The 17,368-nt window shown below is 64.9% G+C and carries 13 protein-coding genes; 3 read left to right on the top strand and 10 right to left on the bottom strand.

Features of this window, described 5'->3' with window-relative positions; all coding sequences use genetic code 11:
- The first annotated feature begins 208 nt into the window (after positions 1–208).
- Positions 209–1,645, top strand: coding sequence for an amidase (locus ACQY4Y_RS24050; RefSeq protein ID WP_428493099.1), 1,437 nt, complete (start codon positions 209–211; stop codon positions 1,643–1,645).
- 157 nt (positions 1,646–1,802) lie between these two features.
- Here ACQY4Y_RS24050 and ACQY4Y_RS24045 read toward each other — a convergent pair whose 3' ends face one another.
- Positions 1,803–2,804 (bottom strand): NAD(P)H-quinone oxidoreductase, encoded by a 1,002-nt coding sequence (locus tag ACQY4Y_RS24045; RefSeq protein ID WP_428493098.1) that lies wholly within the window; start codon positions 2,802–2,804, stop codon positions 1,803–1,805.
- Between the two features lie 143 nt (positions 2,805–2,947).
- Between ACQY4Y_RS24045 and ACQY4Y_RS24040 the strand changes: the two genes are divergently transcribed.
- The gene (locus tag ACQY4Y_RS24040; protein WP_428493097.1) at positions 2,948–4,156 is read left to right on the top strand and encodes an SMP-30/gluconolactonase/LRE family protein; all 1,209 of its coding nucleotides are present in this window, start codon (positions 2,948–2,950) and stop codon (positions 4,154–4,156) included.
- Between the two features lie 228 nt (positions 4,157–4,384).
- On the opposite strand, the gene ACQY4Y_RS24035 is transcribed toward ACQY4Y_RS24040, so the two are convergent.
- The 9 genes from ACQY4Y_RS24035 to pcaH all read right to left on the bottom strand — a co-directional run bounded on the left by ACQY4Y_RS24035 (position 4,385) and on the right by pcaH (position 16,320).
- A complete protein-coding gene (locus ACQY4Y_RS24035; RefSeq protein ID WP_428493096.1) occupies positions 4,385–5,449 on the bottom strand; it encodes an ABC transporter permease in 1,065 nt (354 codons plus the stop codon).
- Positions 5,412–7,025, bottom strand: coding sequence for a sugar ABC transporter ATP-binding protein (locus tag ACQY4Y_RS24030; RefSeq protein WP_428493095.1), 1,614 nt, complete (start codon positions 7,023–7,025; stop codon positions 5,412–5,414). Before ACQY4Y_RS24030 ends, ACQY4Y_RS24035 begins: the two co-directional genes overlap by 38 nt.
- On the bottom strand, positions 7,000–8,148 hold the full coding sequence (locus tag ACQY4Y_RS24025; protein WP_428493094.1) for a sugar ABC transporter substrate-binding protein: 1,149 nt from the start codon (positions 8,146–8,148) through the stop codon (positions 7,000–7,002). Before ACQY4Y_RS24025 ends, ACQY4Y_RS24030 begins: the two co-directional genes overlap by 26 nt.
- A gap of 217 nt (positions 8,149–8,365) precedes the next feature.
- Positions 8,366–10,873, bottom strand: a complete 2,508-nt coding sequence (locus ACQY4Y_RS24020) for an ATP-binding cassette domain-containing protein (protein ID WP_428493093.1) — start codon at positions 10,871–10,873, stop codon at positions 8,366–8,368.
- Positions 10,870–11,739, bottom strand: coding sequence for a branched-chain amino acid ABC transporter permease (locus tag ACQY4Y_RS24015; RefSeq protein ID WP_428493092.1), 870 nt, complete (start codon positions 11,737–11,739; stop codon positions 10,870–10,872). Before ACQY4Y_RS24015 ends, ACQY4Y_RS24020 begins: the two co-directional genes overlap by 4 nt.
- A 141-nt stretch (positions 11,740–11,880) precedes the next feature.
- Complete coding sequence (locus ACQY4Y_RS24010; protein ID WP_428493091.1) at positions 11,881–13,143, bottom strand: ABC transporter substrate-binding protein; 1,263 nt, start codon at positions 13,141–13,143, stop codon at positions 11,881–11,883.
- Between the two features lie 63 nt (positions 13,144–13,206).
- Positions 13,207–15,090 carry a bifunctional sugar phosphate isomerase/epimerase/4-hydroxyphenylpyruvate dioxygenase family protein gene (locus ACQY4Y_RS24005; protein ID WP_428493090.1) on the bottom strand — a complete coding sequence of 628 codons (1,884 nt, stop codon included), beginning with the start codon at positions 15,088–15,090 and terminating at the stop codon, positions 13,207–13,209.
- Positions 15,090–15,611 (bottom strand): protocatechuate 3,4-dioxygenase subunit alpha, encoded by a 522-nt coding sequence (gene pcaG, locus ACQY4Y_RS24000; RefSeq protein ID WP_428493089.1) that lies wholly within the window; start codon positions 15,609–15,611, stop codon positions 15,090–15,092. Before pcaG ends, ACQY4Y_RS24005 begins: the two co-directional genes overlap by 1 nt.
- 1 nt (position 15,612) lies before the next feature.
- Complete coding sequence (gene pcaH / locus ACQY4Y_RS23995; protein WP_428493088.1) at positions 15,613–16,320, bottom strand: protocatechuate 3,4-dioxygenase subunit beta; 708 nt, start codon at positions 16,318–16,320, stop codon at positions 15,613–15,615.
- Between the two features lie 180 nt (positions 16,321–16,500).
- On the opposite strand from pcaH, the gene ACQY4Y_RS23990 reads away from it, so the two are divergent.
- Positions 16,501–17,355: a shikimate dehydrogenase gene (locus tag ACQY4Y_RS23990; RefSeq protein ID WP_428493087.1), complete on the top strand. Its 855-nt coding sequence runs from the start codon at positions 16,501–16,503 to the stop codon at positions 17,353–17,355.
- Positions 17,356–17,368: the final 13 nt, after the last annotated feature.

The following is a 17,368-nucleotide window of genomic DNA, read 5'->3' as shown; positions in this document are numbered from 1 at the left end:
CAATTAATGGCTCGGTTCCAGCCAACGCAGCAGCGCCAAGAATGTTCTGCGGGCGAACGTGCAGAACAGCCTTGCGACCAGCATACCCGGCCATCTGATGAAAGCCCCTCGGAAAGAACTGACAAGCCGACCCCGCGGTCGTCCCGCACTGGTTGAACCCGCCGCCCACCGATGCGAAGCTGCCGCCGCCAACAGCAGGACCGCACCGATGGACCCGACCTTCCTCTCCGCGACCCAACTCGCGGATCTTGTCCACACCCGCAAAATCGGCGCCCTGGAACTGCTGGACCACTTCATCACCCGCACCGAAAACCACGATCCGCGCATCAACGCCGTCGTGGTCCGCGATTTCGACCGGGCTCGCACCTGCGCGCGCCAGCTCGACTCCCAATCCGACAAGTCGGCGCCCTTCTTCGGCGTGCCGATGACCGCGAAAGAGAGTTTCGACATCGAGGGACTGCCCACCACTCGCGGCCATGTGACGGCCAAGGAAACCCCGGTGCGAAAGTCCTCGATCGCGATACGCCGGCTGCAGGCCGCCGGCGCGGTGGTGTTCGGCAAGACCAATGTGCCGGTCGACTTGGCCGACTGGCAGAGCTACAACCCGGTCTACGGCGCCACCGCCAACCCGTGGAACACCGACCACACCCCCGGCGGGTCATCCGGCGGATCAGCGGCGGCGGTGGCCGCGGGACTGACCGGGATGGACATCGGCAGCGACATCGGCGGTTCGATCCGCGTGCCGGCGCACTACTGCGGCATATACGGCCACAAACCGACCCACGCGCTGCTGCCCAACTACGGCGACCCGGCCACCAGCTCAGCAGCCGGAACCGACATTTCGGTCATCGGCCCGATCGCCCGGTCTTCTTCGGACCTCGCCGTCGCCCTCGACATCCTGGCCGGCCCCGACCCTGACGAGACTGCAATGACAATGCTGTTGCCGGCGCCCCGCTTCACCAGCCTGAAGGAACTCAGGGTCGCGGTATGGGCCGAACAGTCCGGCCAGGCAACGGACCAGGAAACCACCGCCAGGCTGCTCGAACTCGCCGACGCGCTGCGGCGCGAGGGGGCTATCGTCAGCTCCACCGCGCGCCCGGCTTTCGACGCCACCGAGGCCTATCACCTCTACCTGCGTCTGCTTGACGCAGGCTGGAGCGGACGCAACTCCGAGCAGGCCACCGCCAACAAGCGCAAGCGCGCCGCCGCCCTCCCGGCTGACGACAACAGCGCCGACGCCATCATGGTTCGCATGGTCGACGTTACCCACCGCGCATGGCTGGGCCTGAACGAAAAGCGCCTCCAGTGGCGGCGCGCTTGGTCCGCCTTCTTCCGTGAATGGGACGTGCTGCTGTGTCCGGTGATCGCCACCGCCGCGCTGCCGCACCGCCAGGATGGCAACACCTGGGACCGCAAGATCACCATCGACGGCAAGCAGATCGCCTACAACGACATGTTGTTCTGGCCCGGCCTGACCGGCGGCTACCACCTGCCCGCAACGGCGGCGCCAATGGGATCCACCAAGGCCGGCCTGCCGCTTGGCGTGCAGATCGTCGGCCCAATCTACGGCGATCGCTCGACGATCGAGGCGGCGGCATTGCTGGAACGGGCTTGGATGGGATTCAAGCCACCACCGGGCTGGTGAGCCGCTCACGCAGCGACCCGCGCGGCGATCCGACCCATGCCTGCTAGCGGAATCGCGCTCGCCAGCACAGCGGCAACGGACCCGGCAAGCAGGCCGAAAACGCGCGCCGATCGCCGAATCGACTATATTCCGTCCACAACTCCATGGACCGGCGACCTCAACCGACCGACAGCATGATCTTGCCGATATGCTGGCTCGATTCCATCAGCCGGTGCGCCTCGGCCGCCTTGGCCAGTGGAAATGTTGCGTGGATCACCGGAGGGCAGCGCCCGGAATCCAGCGCCGGCCACACAAGCGACCGCAGTTCGGCGGCGATCGCTCCCTTCTGCGCCGTGCTGCGCGGCCGCATGGTCGACCCGGTGATGGTCAGCCGCCGCACCATGACCTGCACGAAGTCGAAATCCTGCACCTTCGATCCCTGCAGGAAGGCGATCAGCACCAGTCGCCCGTCCATCCCAAGGCTGCGCACATTGCGCGCAATATACGGGCCGCCGACCATGTCGAGAATCACGTCAACCCCGCGTCCCTCGGTCAGGGCTTTCACTTCGGCGGCGAAATCCTGGCTGCGGTAGTTGATCGCCGCATCGGCGCCCACCTTTAGGCAAGCGGCGCATTTTTCGTCCGAACCCGCGGTGACGAAGATACGAGCGCCGAATTCCTGCGCGAACCGGATCGCGGTGATACCGATGCCACTGCTGCCACCATGCACCAAGGCAGTTTCGCCCTTCGACAGGTGGCCCAACTGAAACAGGTTAGCCCAAACCGTGAATGACGTCTCCGGCAGTGCCGCCGCTCGAATCGCATCGAATCCGCTCGGCCAGGGCAGACACTGCGCTTCCGGCGCAACGCAGTATTCGGCATAGCCGCCGCCATTGGTCAGCGCGCAGACCCGGTCGCCAACGGATAAGCCCGAAACCTGATCGCCGATCGCCGCCACCTCGCCGGCGACCTCCAGACCCAGGATCGGGCTGGCCCCCGGTGGCGGCGGATACGACCCCTGCCGTTGTGCAACATCTGGTCGATTGACCCCGGCCGCCTGCACCCGGATCAGCACTTCGTCCGGCTTCGGCGCGGGCACCGACGTAGTCGCCAGCTTCAGCACCTCCGGCTCCCCCGCACTGTCGGCTTGGACATAGGTCATGCTTTGCGGAACCGTCACGAGCAATACTCCGGTCAGAATTGATGGGCGAACCTGAAGCTGCCCCTGCCACATGCAAAGCCGGCCATCAGGTGTTTCGATGATCACCGTACTAGGCGTAGGATCGACACGCCAGCAAGGCAGAAAAAAACGGAGGAAACACCATGCACCCGCATGTTGGCGGCGCCTCGCGCCGCGCCATCATCGCAGGCGCCGCCGCCACCGGCGCAGCCAGCCTCGCCGCTGTCAGGGCCCACGCCGAAACCAAGTCCGACAACGTCGCCACCCCACCCAGCGTAATCACCAACCCGCCCCGCCAGTGGGGCCGCTTCGCTCAACCCGACATCTTCCCCGATCCCGACATCATCGTCGTCGACCCCGCGTTCAAGCAATCCCTGCTGGGCATCACCGCGATCCGCCGTGTCTGGACCGGCTTCAAATGGGCCGAGGGTCCAGCCTGGTCCAGCGAAGGCCAATATCTGGTTTTCAGCGATGTCCAGGCCAACACGCAATACCGCTACATCTGGGAAACCGGACGGGTCAGCAAGTACCGCGATCCATCGTACAACAGCAATGGCAACTCGTTCGACTTCCAGGGCCGCCAACTCTCCACCCAGGACTTCAACCGCCGTGTCATCCGCTGGGAAAACAACGGCATGATGACCGTCATCGCCGACCAGTTCGAAGGCAAGGGCTTGAATTCGCCCAACGACGTAGTGCCGCATCCCGACGGCAGCATCTGGTTCACCGATCCGCCCTATGGTGACAGTCTCTCCGAGGGACACCCCGATGACTCCGGCGGTTCGGCCAACGCCGCCGGCTTGCTCAATCCCGGCGTCGGCGCCCCCGACGCTGGCGTCATCGGCGGCCGCAAGCGTCAACTGCCCAACAGCGTCTATCGCTGGGACCCTAGCGGCCACCTCGACGTCGTTGTCACCGAGGACCAGCTTCCCGATCCTAACGGCATCTGCTTCTCGCCCGACTACAAGACGCTCTACATCATCAGCACCGGCAAGGGACCCGGAGATAAGGGCCCGGGCGGCGGCGGCAACGTCTTCGCGTTCGACGTGCAGGGCTCAAAGCTCGGCGGCATGCGCCGCTTCACCGACATGATGGTCGACGGCGTCAAATGTGGCCCCGACGGCATGCGGGCAGACGTTTCCGGCAATCTCTGGATCAGTTCCAACACCGTCCTCGGCTATGCCGGCGTCGTCGTGTTCACGCCGCAGGGGAAGCTCCTGGGCCGCATCCGTCTGCCCGAGGTATGCGCCAACCTGGCCTTCGGCGGGCCCAAGCGGAACATGCTGTTCATGTGCGCCAGCCAATCGCTGTATCTGCTGCAGGTGCAAACGCAAGGCGCTGCACCGGGATAGTATTTTGTAAACGCAACGGTCTGAGTTGACGCTCCGTCAACCTTTCGATGGTTGATTGTCAACGGCGGAGCTAGGCGGACCGTGACACTTCATCGTCATGGTCCGCCGACCATCCAGCGCAGTCCGTTGGTGCGAGGCGTGTAGCGGCGGGTGCGCTGGTGCTTGATGCCGCGTTCCGCCAGCAGGTGGCGAAATGCCAAGCTGTTATCGGCCGAACATCGTCGCTAGCTAGTTCCCCTCCTTGGCGATGTCCGGCTCGCGAGTTTCTGAGCGGCGCACCAGGATCGACAGGCCCACGGCGATGATCAATGCGCCGCCGTAGAACAGGTTTTGAACAAAAACCTGAATGCCCATCAGCGACAGACCGTAGATTCCGGTCACCAGGAAGTAGACCGCCGCGAAGGAGCCCCAGGCATTGAAGCGGCCCGGGACGATCGAGGTGGACCCCAGGAACGCGGCCGCGAATGCCGGCAGCATGAAGCTGTCGCCGGAGTTCGGGTCGGCGGAGGCGCTGGTTCCGGCGTAGAGTACGCCAGCGACCGCCGCGAGGAAGGAGCCCCCGACCATGGCGCCGAAGCGAAGCCGCCCGACCGGAAGTCCGGAAAGCCGAGCCACGCGGCGGCCACGTCCGACAAACAGCAGTTGTCGTCCGAACGGGGTGTAGGTCAGGAAGTACCACAGCGCGGCCGCGATCGCCACGGCATAGACGAAGCCCAGGGAAATGCCGAACAGCCGCGGCACGATCACCAGGGTCACAAGGGTGTTCGAAATGCCGGAGATCATATTGCTGCCGCTGATCCACAGGGTGATTCCGCTGATCAGCGACCCCATCCCCAGCGTCGCGATAATCGATTCGATTCCGATCACGACGATCAGAACGCTGTTGACCGTTCCGACCAGGAGACCCGCGGCGAGCGCGACCAGGATCGCCCAGCCAACCGGCACTTGATGTTGCGCGTTCAGCACCGCGACCACCATCGCCGACAACGACAGCACCGATGCGGCGGAGAGGTCATATTCGCTGGACGTGAGCGTCAGGACGAGCGAGCAGGTCAAAACCACCAACACGGCCTGCGAATTGAACATCGAGGTGAAGTTCTGAAGCTGCAGGAAGCTGCCAGGCTCCAAGAAGCCGAACAGGACAATGGTCGCCGCCCAGGCAAAGATCAGGGCGTAGCGATGGCAAAACCGCCCCAGCGCGCCTTCGCGCGCCGACTTCGCCGCCGCCTCGTTCGGGCGCGTCGAGAGCGTCGGATCAGGCGGTGGCTTGGACGTCAGATCCGAGACACTCATGTGCGATTTGCTCCTTGGTAACCTCGGGCCCAACAAGTTCCCGCGCGATCCGGCCGCGGCGAAAGATCAGCACTCGGCTGCACAGCATCGCCAACTGCTCATGATCGCCGCTCAGGCAGAGCACACTGCCGCCGCGCGCGGCGAAGGCGCGGATGATGGTGAAGATTTGCTCCCGCGCACCGACATCGACGCCCTGTGTCGGCTCCTGCAGGATCAGCAGGCGCGGTTCGAGCTGCAACCATTTGGCCAGAAGCACCTTTTGCTGGTTGCCGCCGCTGAGGGCCTCGAGATTCAGCGTTGGATCCGCCGGCCGCACGTCCAGGCGGGTGAGTTGGGTGCGCGCATGCGCCGCGAGCGGCCGCCGGCGTAGCCATCCGCCGCGAAAGAACCGACCGAGCACCGGCAGACCGACGTTTTCGGCGACCGAGAGTTCCCCGACACAGCCGTCTCTCAGGCGCTCGCCCGGCACGTAGCTGACGCCGGCGGCGATCGCGCTGGCTGGCGTGACGGCGGCGAGGTCGATGCTGTGGGCGCCAACCCGCAGCCGTCCCGCCCGGGCCGGAGCCGCGCCGATCAGCATTGGTCCGATCTCGGCGAATCCCGAACCGATCAAGCCGGAAGCACCGACGATCTCGCCAGGCAACAGGGAAAAATCGACCGCCCGGAGGCTCGGACCAGACAGGCCATGAACGTCCGCCAGACGATCAGACCGTCGCGTCCGCACCAGCGGCGCTCCGGATGGCGGCGGGAGATCATGTCCGACGATGAGCCGTACAAGATCGTCGCGGCTAAAGCTCGACGTCGCACCGCTGCCGACCACGCGGCCATCGCGCAGCACGGTCAGGTGGCCAGTGACGGCGAGGATTTCATCCAGATCGTGCGACACGAACAGCACGCCGAAGCCGGCCGCCTGGACCCGGCGGACCGCTTCGAACAACTGTCCGACGTTGGAATCGGCCAGCGTGGCCGTCGGTTCATCCAGCACCAGAAGTCCGCGGCGCTGCCCGGTCTGACGCAGCAAGGCGCGGGTCTCGTCAACGGCGCGGATGATTGCCAGCATCGGCCGCTGCCATGGCCGCAGTGTCTCGACCGCCGCTCTCGGGTCGCAGGAAAGTCCGAATTCCGCTAGTAGCGCTTCGCAGTGCCGCACTTCATCGCGCCACGCTATGGGCGACAGCCGCCGTTGCGCGATGCTGCCGATACGCAGATTTTCAATCACCGAAAGCGAGGCGACCAGACCGGGATCCTGATGCACGAACGCCATGCCCAGCGCGCGGAATCGGCCGGGCGCCAGCGGCAGCCGAACCGCACCGCCATCGATGGTGAGTTCGGCCCCCGCCTCCGGTGCGTGGTAGCCGGCAAGAATCTTGATCAGCGTGGACTTACCGGAACCATTATGGCCGACCAGACCATGTATTGTGCCGCCCTCGATCGTCAGCCCGACATCATCGAGCGCCAACGTGCCGCCGAAGCGTTTGCTGAAGTGCCGCGCCTCGAGAACCGATTGGGCGGCATGGCCCTGGGACATCAGACCGATCGCCGGCGCGGCTTCAGTGCAGGCCCCATAGTGCCTCATAGCCTTTTTGCGCGCTGTCGCCGTAACCCACGCCAAGCTTGGCGGGAACGCCTGCCGCCGCGACATCGGCCTTGGTGAAGGCGCGGATGCCGACGGCGTAATCCTTGATCGTCGGCTGCTTCAGCAGGACGCGCATGTCCTGATCGAGGATCGCGCCGGCAAGCCATGTCGTGTCCTCCCCGGAGTTGAAGGTGACGACATCGCCGGAGCGGATCATGTCGAGCACCGCCGGCGTGGCGTTGAACGAGGCGATCTTCACCCGTCCGGAGGCGCCTGTCGTGATGATCGCGGGCATGATGAATTGCACCATGCCGTCATAGATCGGGATCACGTAGTCCAGTTGCCGGTCCGACAGGATGGCGCTCTGCACCGTCGGTCCGATCTTGCTGGCCCAGTCAGCGGCGTTGACGCCGGAGACGCGCACTTTGCAGCGCGGGCAATACTTGGCGAACATGTCGGTGATCGCCTTCTCGATCAGCGGGCTGTTGGCGGTGCTGGGCGCGGTGATGACGAGGACGTTTCCCTTGCCCTCGGTCTTGAGGATGACCCAGGCGGTCTCGAGCTCGGCTGCGTGAATGTAGGCGCCGTAAACGATGCTCGAGAGGCCGGCCAGAGCGGGCTGTCCCAGGGCATAGGTGTGAGCGGCGACAACCGGAATACCCGCGCTGAGTGCCTCGCGTATCTGCGGCGCCACGGTAGCGGGATCGAGGCCACACGCGACGTTGATCAGATCGGCCTTGTGCGAGATTGCGGTGGTGAAGCCTTGCACCCATTGGCCAAGCTGGGCGTTGTTTTGCCAGACCTCGTGGCGGAGGCCTAGACGTTTCGCGAAATCATCCATTTGCCGGTCAACGACGTCGCAGAACGGGATGGCGGTGGAACTTGGAATGGTGAAGATCAGCTTGCCCTTGAGCGAACTTGGGTCGATCGCCGGACCGGGTGGCGCGAAGCGCGTCTCGCCGGTTCCGGTCGCGAGTACAGCTTGCAGCTCGGTGCGTGCGGCCACGGTAAGGGCGGTGTCGTCCGCCCAGGTGGCTCGGCTTGAACCGAGCACGCCCGCCAGCAGCGCCCCAGAGAGAACGGCAACCGCAACCACGGCACTGGCCCATCGCCGATTGAGCATCCGAACTCTCCCGATGCGGGTGGAATGACGCCCCGGCCCGCAGTGTCCCAAACAACATCCTCGGGTTTTCTCAGCCACCCTAGGCGCGATCGTTGAACATCGGAAGGCCGTTACTTTGATTACGGCCGCATCATTGCCGCCAGCCTCCGCCTTGGCAACATCGCCGCGCCGGCCTGTGTTCGTCATCGCGGGGCGCGTCAGTGATCTGTTCGGGCTCTCACGCCACTTCCTTCTGCACCACCCCCAGCAGCCGAGCCTGCAACGCGGGATCATCCTCCAGAGCCTTCGCCGTTCCCTCGAACGCCACCCGCCCGTTGACCAGCACGTAGGCTCGGTCCACCAGCGGCAGCACGGTTTCGGCATGGTGCTCCACGATCACCATCGCGACCCGGCCGCGCAACTGCGCCAACGCGTCCATCACTTCCTTGACGATCGTCGGCGCTAGGCCCTCGAACGGTTCGTCCAGCAGAATAAGCTTGGCTGGAACCGTCAGGGCACGGCCAATCGCCAGCATCTGGCGTTCCCCACCCGACAGGCTTTCGGCTTTCGACCGCTGCAGCAGCTTCAGTTTCGGGAACAGCGAATAGACATCGTCCAGCGAGGCCCCGCCCGGCCGCATCGCCAGCCGCAAATTGTCCAGCACCGTCAGGTTCGGGAACAGCCGCCGTCCCTCGGGCACCAGCGAGACGCCTTGCTGGTTGATCTGGTACGGCCGGATGTTGGTGATCTCACCGCCGTCCAGCGTGATCCGCCCAGCCGCCGAGCGCACTGTCCCGGTGATGGCACGCAACGTGGTGGTCTTGCCGACGCCGTTGCGACCAAGCAGGGCAACGGCCTCGCCTTCGTGGATCACCAGCGAAAGATCCTCCAGCACCACGCTGCCGCCATAACCGGCCCGCAACCCGTCAACCACCAGGACCGGCTTGCCAGCGGTATGCACGCCACGCTCCGCCTCGGTCGACGGCAGCGGCGGAACGATCCGATCGGCACCCAGATAGGCGCTGACGACATCGGCATTGGCGGCGACCGATGCCGGGTCGCCATCGGCGATCAGCCGGCCCTGGTGCAGCACCGTGATGCGATCGGACAGTGCCAGCACGCGGTCGATATCGTGCTCGATCAGCAGCACCGCGTGGCTGTCCGCCAGACCGCGGATCAGCCTGCTCACCACCTGCCGGTCGGCCTCCGCCAGCCCTGCCAACGGCTCGTCCAGCAGCAGCAGTTTCGCCTCGGTGGCCAGCGAGATGGCAATCTCCAGAAGTCGCCGCTCGCCATGTCCAATATTGCCGCATGGTTCGGCAGCGCGATCTTCCAACCCCACCGCGGCCAGCAACGACCAGGTGCGGGCATTGAGGTCGTCATAGCCGTAGGCGTCCCGCCAAAGTCCCCAGCTCCGCCTGTCCTGCGCCTGCACCGCAACCCGAACGTTCTCGAACGTCGTCAGGTTGGCGAACACGCTAAGAATCTGGAACGAGCGCGACAGCCCCAGGCGAATGCGTCTGTGTAGCGCCAGGTCGGTGATATCGTGCCCGTCGAACATTATGCGACCGGCGTTCGGCTTCAGGATGCCGGTCAGCATGTTGAAGAAGGTGGTTTTTCCCGCCCCGTTCGGGCCAATGAAGCTGTGCAGCCGATACGGATAAACCTGCAGATTCAGATCGCTCGCCACCACCAGCGACCCGAACCGCTTGTTCAATCCCGTTACCGTCAGGATCGGCTTGGCGGGATCCAGCTTGGCCCCGTCGGCTCGGTAAGGCTCGATCGACGTCGGCCGAGGCGGAATAGCGTTCCGTGTCAGCGTCCAGTCGTTGCGCCGCATCAGGCGAAACACCAGTCCCTGCATGCCCTCGGGCGAGGCCAACGCGAACAGGATGACGATCGGCGCAAAGATCAGCCACCAGCTCTCCGTCAGCGCCGACAGCCGGTCTTCCAGCAGGATGAACGCAATGGCCCCCCACAACGGGCCTAGGAAGTGGTGCACGCCGCCCAGCACCGCCATCAGCAGGGCATCCCCGGCATGCTGCCAACTCAGGTTATCGGCGTAGGCGCCATTCAGCATGAACGCCAGCAGCCCGCCGGCATAACCAACCACGCCACCCATGATTACAAACGCAACGAACTTCAGGAGGAACGTATTATAGCCCAGGCTCTGCGCCCGCTGTTCGTTGTCGCGCAGCGCCTGCAGCGATCGCCCGAACGGGGAATGCGCGATCCGCCACAACAATCCGATGCCCAGACAGACCGTGACGACGGCGAACGCATGAAACGACCACGCGCTGGTGAACAGCGGACGCGGCACGTCCTGCAGACCGTTCTCGCCCCCGGTCACCGCGGTCCATTTATACGCGATCTCGAACGCGATCTGAGAGAACGCCAAGGTCAGCAGGGAAAAATACAACCCTCGGCGGCGCAGGATGATCAGCGCGATCACCGCCGCCAGAATCAGCGAGAATCCGACGCAGAATATCAACCCGACGATCTCGTTCGGCGCGCCCCGCAGCATGACGAACGCCACCGCGTAACTGGCGCAACCGAAGAACACCGACGCGCCGAACGGCACCAGCCCGGTGTAGCTGACCAGCATGCAGACACCGGCGCCATACAGCGTGTAGATCGCGATCTGCGTGATCAACCCGATTGGTGCGCCGATCAACTGCCACAGCCCGGTCAGCGCAAGCAGCACCACGAACACCAGCACAACCGGGTGGCGCAGCGTGGCGTTCATTCGAACCGCTCCCACCGTTCGCCCAGCAGCCCGCGCGGCCGCAGCAGCAGCATCAACGCCATGAACAGATACATCACCGCGCCCGACGCCGCCGGATAGAACTGGATGGTCAAGGCAATCACCACACCGACCAGCAGGCCAGCGATCACCGCGCCGGCGAACGACCCCAGCCCGCCGATCGCCACGACAACGAACGCCGGCATGATGGCGTTGGTCGCCATCGATGGCGTGATCGTCCACAACGGCGCCGCCAGCACCCCCGCGATGCCCGAGATCGCGCAGCCCAGACCGAACACCCAGGTCAGCACGCGTGGCAGATTGATCCCTAAAAGGCCGACCATCTCCGGATCACGCGATCCGGCGCGAAGGATCCGCCCGAACCGCGTCTTCTCCAGGAACAGCCACAGCAAGAGCAACACCGCGGCGGTCGCAAGCAGCACGCTGAACCGGTATTTGGTGATCAGGATCGGCCCCCAGATCAGGAAACCGCTCAGCGCTGCAGGCGGGTTGAACGGCTGCCCGATGCCGCCCCAGATCAACCGCACCGAGGCCTCAATCAGCAGCGCCAGGGCAAACGTGACGATCAGGCTGATCAGCGGTTCCTTGTCATACAACCGCTGGATCAACAGCCGTTCCGCGACCATGCCAATCGTGCCGACGGCGACCGGTGCCAAGATCACCGCCGGCCAGCCGAAATACTGATAAAGCGTCAGCGCCAGATAGGCCCCCAGTGTAAAGAACGCGCCATGGGCGAAGTTGACGATGCCAAGCAGCCCGAAAATGATCGACAGGCCAATGGCGATAAGCACATAGAGGCCGCCAAGTACCAGTCCGCTCACCACCTGAGACAGGACTATTTCCAGCATGACGCTATGGCCTCGCCCGATGTCGAAAAACCAGGGCCGGCCCGCCGATCCAGCGCTTCGTCGGGCTCAAGAACAGCCCGCCGCGACCCCCCGTCGCGGACTCATAATGGTACACCGACCGCACCCCCCTTCCGGCGGCTCTCACCCCATTTTACAGCCGATTTCCGCCTCGGTGCCGAACACCTTTTCCAGGTCGGCGGGATTTGCCGGCAGCGTCGCCTTGACGTCGAAATAATCCCATTTGTCGGTGATCTTGTCCTTCACAGTCACCGCCAGATTCTGCATCAGCATCTGATGGTCGAACTTGCGATAGCTGTAGGACGACTTGCCGACCTGCACCTTCCAGCTTTCCAGCGCCTCGATGATCGCCATCGGCTCGGTCGATTTCGCCGCGTCGATCGAATCGAACACGGAACGCGCGGTGATCCAGCCCATCCACGCCTTGTCGGCCGCCGGCTTGCGGTATTTTTTCTCGTAGGCTTCGGCAAAGGCCTTTTCTTCGGGCGGATTGGCCGGGTTCTTGTAGTACCACAGCGAGGTGTATGTCCCCGTCGCCGCTTCCGGCCCCACCGCCCAGATGTCGGTGTCGCCGATCGCGATCTCCACGAACGGGATCTTGCCCTTCATGCCAAGCTCGTTCCATTGCTTCAGGAAGGTGGACAGATCGCCCCCCGACAGGCCGCCCACCACCACATCGGGCTTGGCCTGCCGGATCTTCAGGATGAACGAACTGAAGTCGGCGGTGTTCAGCGGCGCCTCATCCGATCCCACCTCGGTGCCTCCGGCCGCCTTCAGCAACGCCCGCGACTGGCGCAGGATGTCCTGGCCGAACGCATAGGATGCGGTGATGTGATACCAGCGCTTGCCGTACGACAGCGCATAGGGGGTGATCATCCGCTGTTGCACCGCCACCGGCGTGTTCAGCCGAAACGTATAGCGGTTGCAGTTCTTGCCGCTGATCTCGGTCGCCGCCGCGTTGTCGCACACGAACGGAACCTTCAACTGCGCCGCGGTCGCTTCCTCGGCCAGCGCGTTGGATGACAGCGACCCGCCAAGGATCGCCACAACCTTGTTCTCCTGCACCAGCTTCTGCATGTTCTGAGTCGCCGCCTGTGGCGTCGGTTCATCCAGCCAGATCAGTTCGGCGGGCTGTCCCATCAGGCTGTTGTTGCGCTCGTGCATCGCCAGGAACGTGCCGTTGGCCAGATATTCGGTCTGCGCCGCGATCTGCCCGGTCTTCGCCAACAGCACCCCGATCCGGATCGGCTCCGCCGCGCGAGCCACGAACGGCGCCCCCAACGGCGCCCCCAACGGCGCAACGACCAAAGGCGTGGCAGCCAGACCGGCCGCGCCAAGCAGGGCCCTCCGACGCGGCAGCATCAGGCCAGTCTTTGCAGGCGTCATCCTTCGTTCCCCCTGTGCTTTTTTCTGTTCAGCAGGCTGCCGGAATCGAATAGCCCGCCTCCGTTACCCAGGCAACTCGGTGCCTGGCGCTCCATTCCGCCGCTGCGCCTGCGCCGCCATGCGCACCGCCGCGTTCGCCGCCCCATATTGCCGATAGCCACCGATCCGCTGCACGATCTCGAAGAAGAACCGGTCGTCGAACGCGTGGGTGTAGGCGTGCAGAAATTCCCCTCCATCGTCGCGGTCATACAGCACATTGTTTTCTCGGAACAATTCCAACCGCTCTTCGTCCAATCCCCAGCGCGCCGCGATATCCTCGTAGTAATTGTTGGGAATCGGCAGAAAACGAACCCCCCGCGCGCTCAACCCCCGCATCGTTCGCACGATGTCGGTGCTGGCAATCGCAATGTGCTGCACGCCGGCTCCCGAGAACGTCGTCAGAAACCGTCCCGTCGTGGTGTCCCGGCTTTCCGAGACATTCAACGGCAGCCTGATATCTCCCCCAGGACTCGCCATCGCTCGGCTTCGGATCAATCCCATCGCGTCGGGGATTTCCCACAATTGCTCCGGCGCCAATCCAAGCAGCGCGCGATAGAACAACACGAAATGGTCCATCCGTCCCATCGGCAGCGCCTGGGCGATGTGATCGACCGAGGTCAGCAGAGGCTCCGCGGCGGCATCGTAGAACAGCTCGAAGTCGGTATCATAAATCGTCGACCCGTCCGCCACCGGCTCCACCAGATACAGCAGCGTGCCGTCCGGCGCGCGAAGCGCCGGAATCCGGCGTTCGCCCGGCCCGATTGGCTCTTGCCAGGGCGGACACAGCAACGCCTCGGCGCGCCGCGCCGCGCGCGGGGCATCATCCACACGGAACGCCATGGCGCAGACCGATGGCCCGTGGAACTGGAAATGTTCCGCCGCCGCGCTGTCTTGCTCGGTGTTGAGGATCATGTTGATCCGCCCCTGGCGAAACAGATCGACCGATTTCGAGCGGTGCCGGCCGGCATAGTGAAAGCCCAGGCCGCGCAGCACCTCCGCCAGCCGCCGACCGGATTGCTCATCCACCGCGAACTCCAGGAACTCGACCCCATCGAGCGCGGCAACCGGGGGCAGGGCGGTCGCACCCGCCTCGGCCTCGACCAGCAGCAAGGACCGCAATCCGTCGCGCGCCATCAGCCTTGCCGGAGCGGACCGGAACTCATCGTTGAAGATTTCCAGCGACAGCGCGCCGCGATAGCCGGCACCGATCAGATCGCGCACGAAGGCGGCGACCGGCAACTGTCCCTGACCGGGGAAATTGCGGAAATGCCGGCTCCACGACAGCACATCCATCGACAGCTTCGGTGCGTCGGCCAGTTGCGCCAGAAAGATCTTGTCCGCCGGAACCGCCGCCAATCCGGCAAGGTCGTCGCCTACCGCCAGGATGTGGAAGCTGTCGAGGATCAGCCCAAGCGCGGGATGCCCGGCGGCCTCGACGATGCGCCAGGCGTGGCGCCATGCGTTCACGTTCCGACCCCACGCCAACGCCTCGTAGCCCACGCGCAGACCGCGCCTGCGCGCGCGTTCCGCCAACTCGGCGAGGTCCGCGCTAGCTCCCTCGTCATCGTCAACCGACGCCGCCGAAACGTTGCTGCACACCAGCAGCAACTCGGCGCCAAGCTGGGCCATCACGTCGAACTTGCGTTCCGCGCGGTCCATGTTGCGCTCGCGCTGCGGTTGCGGCATCGCCTCGAAATCGCGGAACGGCTGGAAGCAGGTGATCGTCAGCCCCAGACTCTCCGCAAGGTAACGCACATCGGCTGGTGACCCCTCAAACGTCAGCAGGTCATTTTCAAAGATCTCGACACCATCGAAGCCGATCGCCGCGGCCGCTTCCATCTTCTCGGCCAGCGTGCCGCTGAGCGAGACCGTGGCGATGGATTTCGGCAGCGACATGGGATCAACCATCAGATTTCCATGAACACCGTCTCGCCGTCGCCCTGCAGCCTGATGTCCAAACGCCAGGTATCGGGCGATATCTTCCGAGCGATCAGACTGCGCCGGCCCGCCTCGTCCTCGATCAGCGACAACACCGGGTCGGTCTCGTTCAACCGCTCATCCTGAAAATACAGCCGCGTCGTCAGCGCCTTCAGCAACCCACGGGCAAAGATCGAGATCGCCACGTGCGGCGCCTGCAAGGCATTCCCGAAGCCGGCGACCGGGCCCGGCTTCAATGTCGTGAATCGAAATGACCCGCTGCCGTCAGTGCGGCAGCGGCCAAACCCGGGGAACCGGTCCGATACCTCCGGGCTGGTCTGCCAGATCTCGATCGCCGCGTCGGTGACTATGGCGCCCGTCCCATCGAACAGCGTCCCGGTCAGCACGATCCTCTCACCCTCGGCGCCGAACCGTGTCAGGTCGGCCCACGTGGCATCCTCAATCAGGTGCCAGAACGGACCGATCGTCTGATTGGCGGTCGCCGCCGCCATCTCAACCCCGCTCGATCGGAGTCGCCTCGCGCCCACGCAGCACGAAATCGAAGCGATAGCCCAGCGCCCATTCCGGCGCCGTGATGTCGATGTCGAACGCCGCCACCAGCCGTTCTCGCGCCGCGGGGTCGGGCACCGACAGATACACCGGGTCCAGCGCCAGCAGCGGATCACCCGGAAAATACATCTGAGTGATCAGGCGCTGCGCGAACCCGCTGCCAAACAGCGAGTAATGGATATGGTTCGGTCGCCAGGCGTTGTGGTGGTTGCGCCAGGGATACGCCCCCGGCTTGATCGAGGTGAACTGATACCATCCGTCCGCATCCGAAAACACCCGGCCCCCGCCCCGGAAGTTCGGATCCAACGGCGCATCGTGCTGATCGCCGGGATGGTCGTAACGACCCCCGGCATTCGCCTGCCAGATTTCGATCATGGTATGCGGCACCGGCCGGTCATTTTCGTCCACCACCCGCCCGCGGACGATGATCCGCTCGCCTTGCGCCGGCTTGCCGTTCACCACCGACAGATCGGACATCGATCCAAACCGGGCCGGATCGAACCGCGGGCCGGTGGTCTCGGTCACGGTCTGCGGAATCCTCAGCGCGGGCCGCTCCGGATGGCGTAGATGCGTGCTGGCGTAAGACCGGGTGTCGTTCGCCGGCTGGGTGTCCGCCGCGATCGAGCGAAATGGCGCTGTCTCCGTCGTCACGCTTGCCTCCTGCTTCGGTGTCATCCCGAGGATGGGCCAACAGCTGACTTCGGCCCGGCTCCAAGGGCCGAATGACCACCGTCGCCCACCTGGGCCCCGCGGCGGCAATGGCCTTTTATCTGCTCCTGAACCTGGGCACTATCGACCCCTTTCCGGGCCTGAGGCAATCGGGGGCAAGCCATGCAGCCATGCTATCTGATCGGCCTCATCGGATCCGGCATCCAGGCCTCCCTGACTCCGGCGATGCACATGCAGGAAGCCGACGCGCTGGGTTTCCGCTACCTCTACCGGCTGATCGATCTGACCGCGCTGGGATTGCCGGCCGACGCCCTGCCGGACTTGCTGACCGCAGCCGAACGGATGGGCTTCAACGGGCTGAACATCACCCATCCCTGCAAGCAACTGGTCCTGCCGCTGCTGGACCAGCTATCGGACGACGCGCGGGCGATCGGCGCGGTGAACACCGTCGTGCTGACGCACGGCAAGCGGATCGGGCACAACACCGACGCCTCGGGCTTTGCCGCCGCCTTCCGTCGCGGTTTACCGGATGCGGCCCTCGACCGAGTGGTCCAGTTCGGCGCCGGCGGGGCAGGGTGCGCGGTCGCCCATGCCGCCCTCGGCCTCGGCGTCGGCCAACTCACCCTGGTCGATACCGATCCGTTGCGCGCCGCCGCCCTGGCACACAGCCTGTGTGCCCGCTTCGGTGCCAACCGGGCCGTCGCGGCCGCCGACTCGACCGCCGCCGTCGCCGCTGCCGACGGGTTGATCAACGCCACCCCGATGGGGATGGCGAAATACCCCGGCCAGGCGGTGCCGGACGCGATGCTCCAGTCCAACCACTGGGTCGCCGACATCGTCTATTTCCCGCTCGAAACAGCGCTGCTCGCCACCGCTCGAGCGAAGCGCTGCCGGGTGTTGCACGGCGGCGGCATGGCGGTATTCCAGGCGGTGGAGGCGTTCCGCTTGTTCACCGGAACCGCGCCGCGAGCCGACCGGATGCTGGCCCATTTCGACCAGCTGACCGCCAGCCCATAGATACCGCCAGCCC

The organism is Rhodopila sp. (genome assembly GCF_965277165.1).
Classification (GTDB): domain Bacteria; phylum Pseudomonadota; class Alphaproteobacteria; order Acetobacterales; family Acetobacteraceae; genus Rhodopila.
This window is presented reverse-complemented; position numbering and strand designations above follow the sequence as displayed.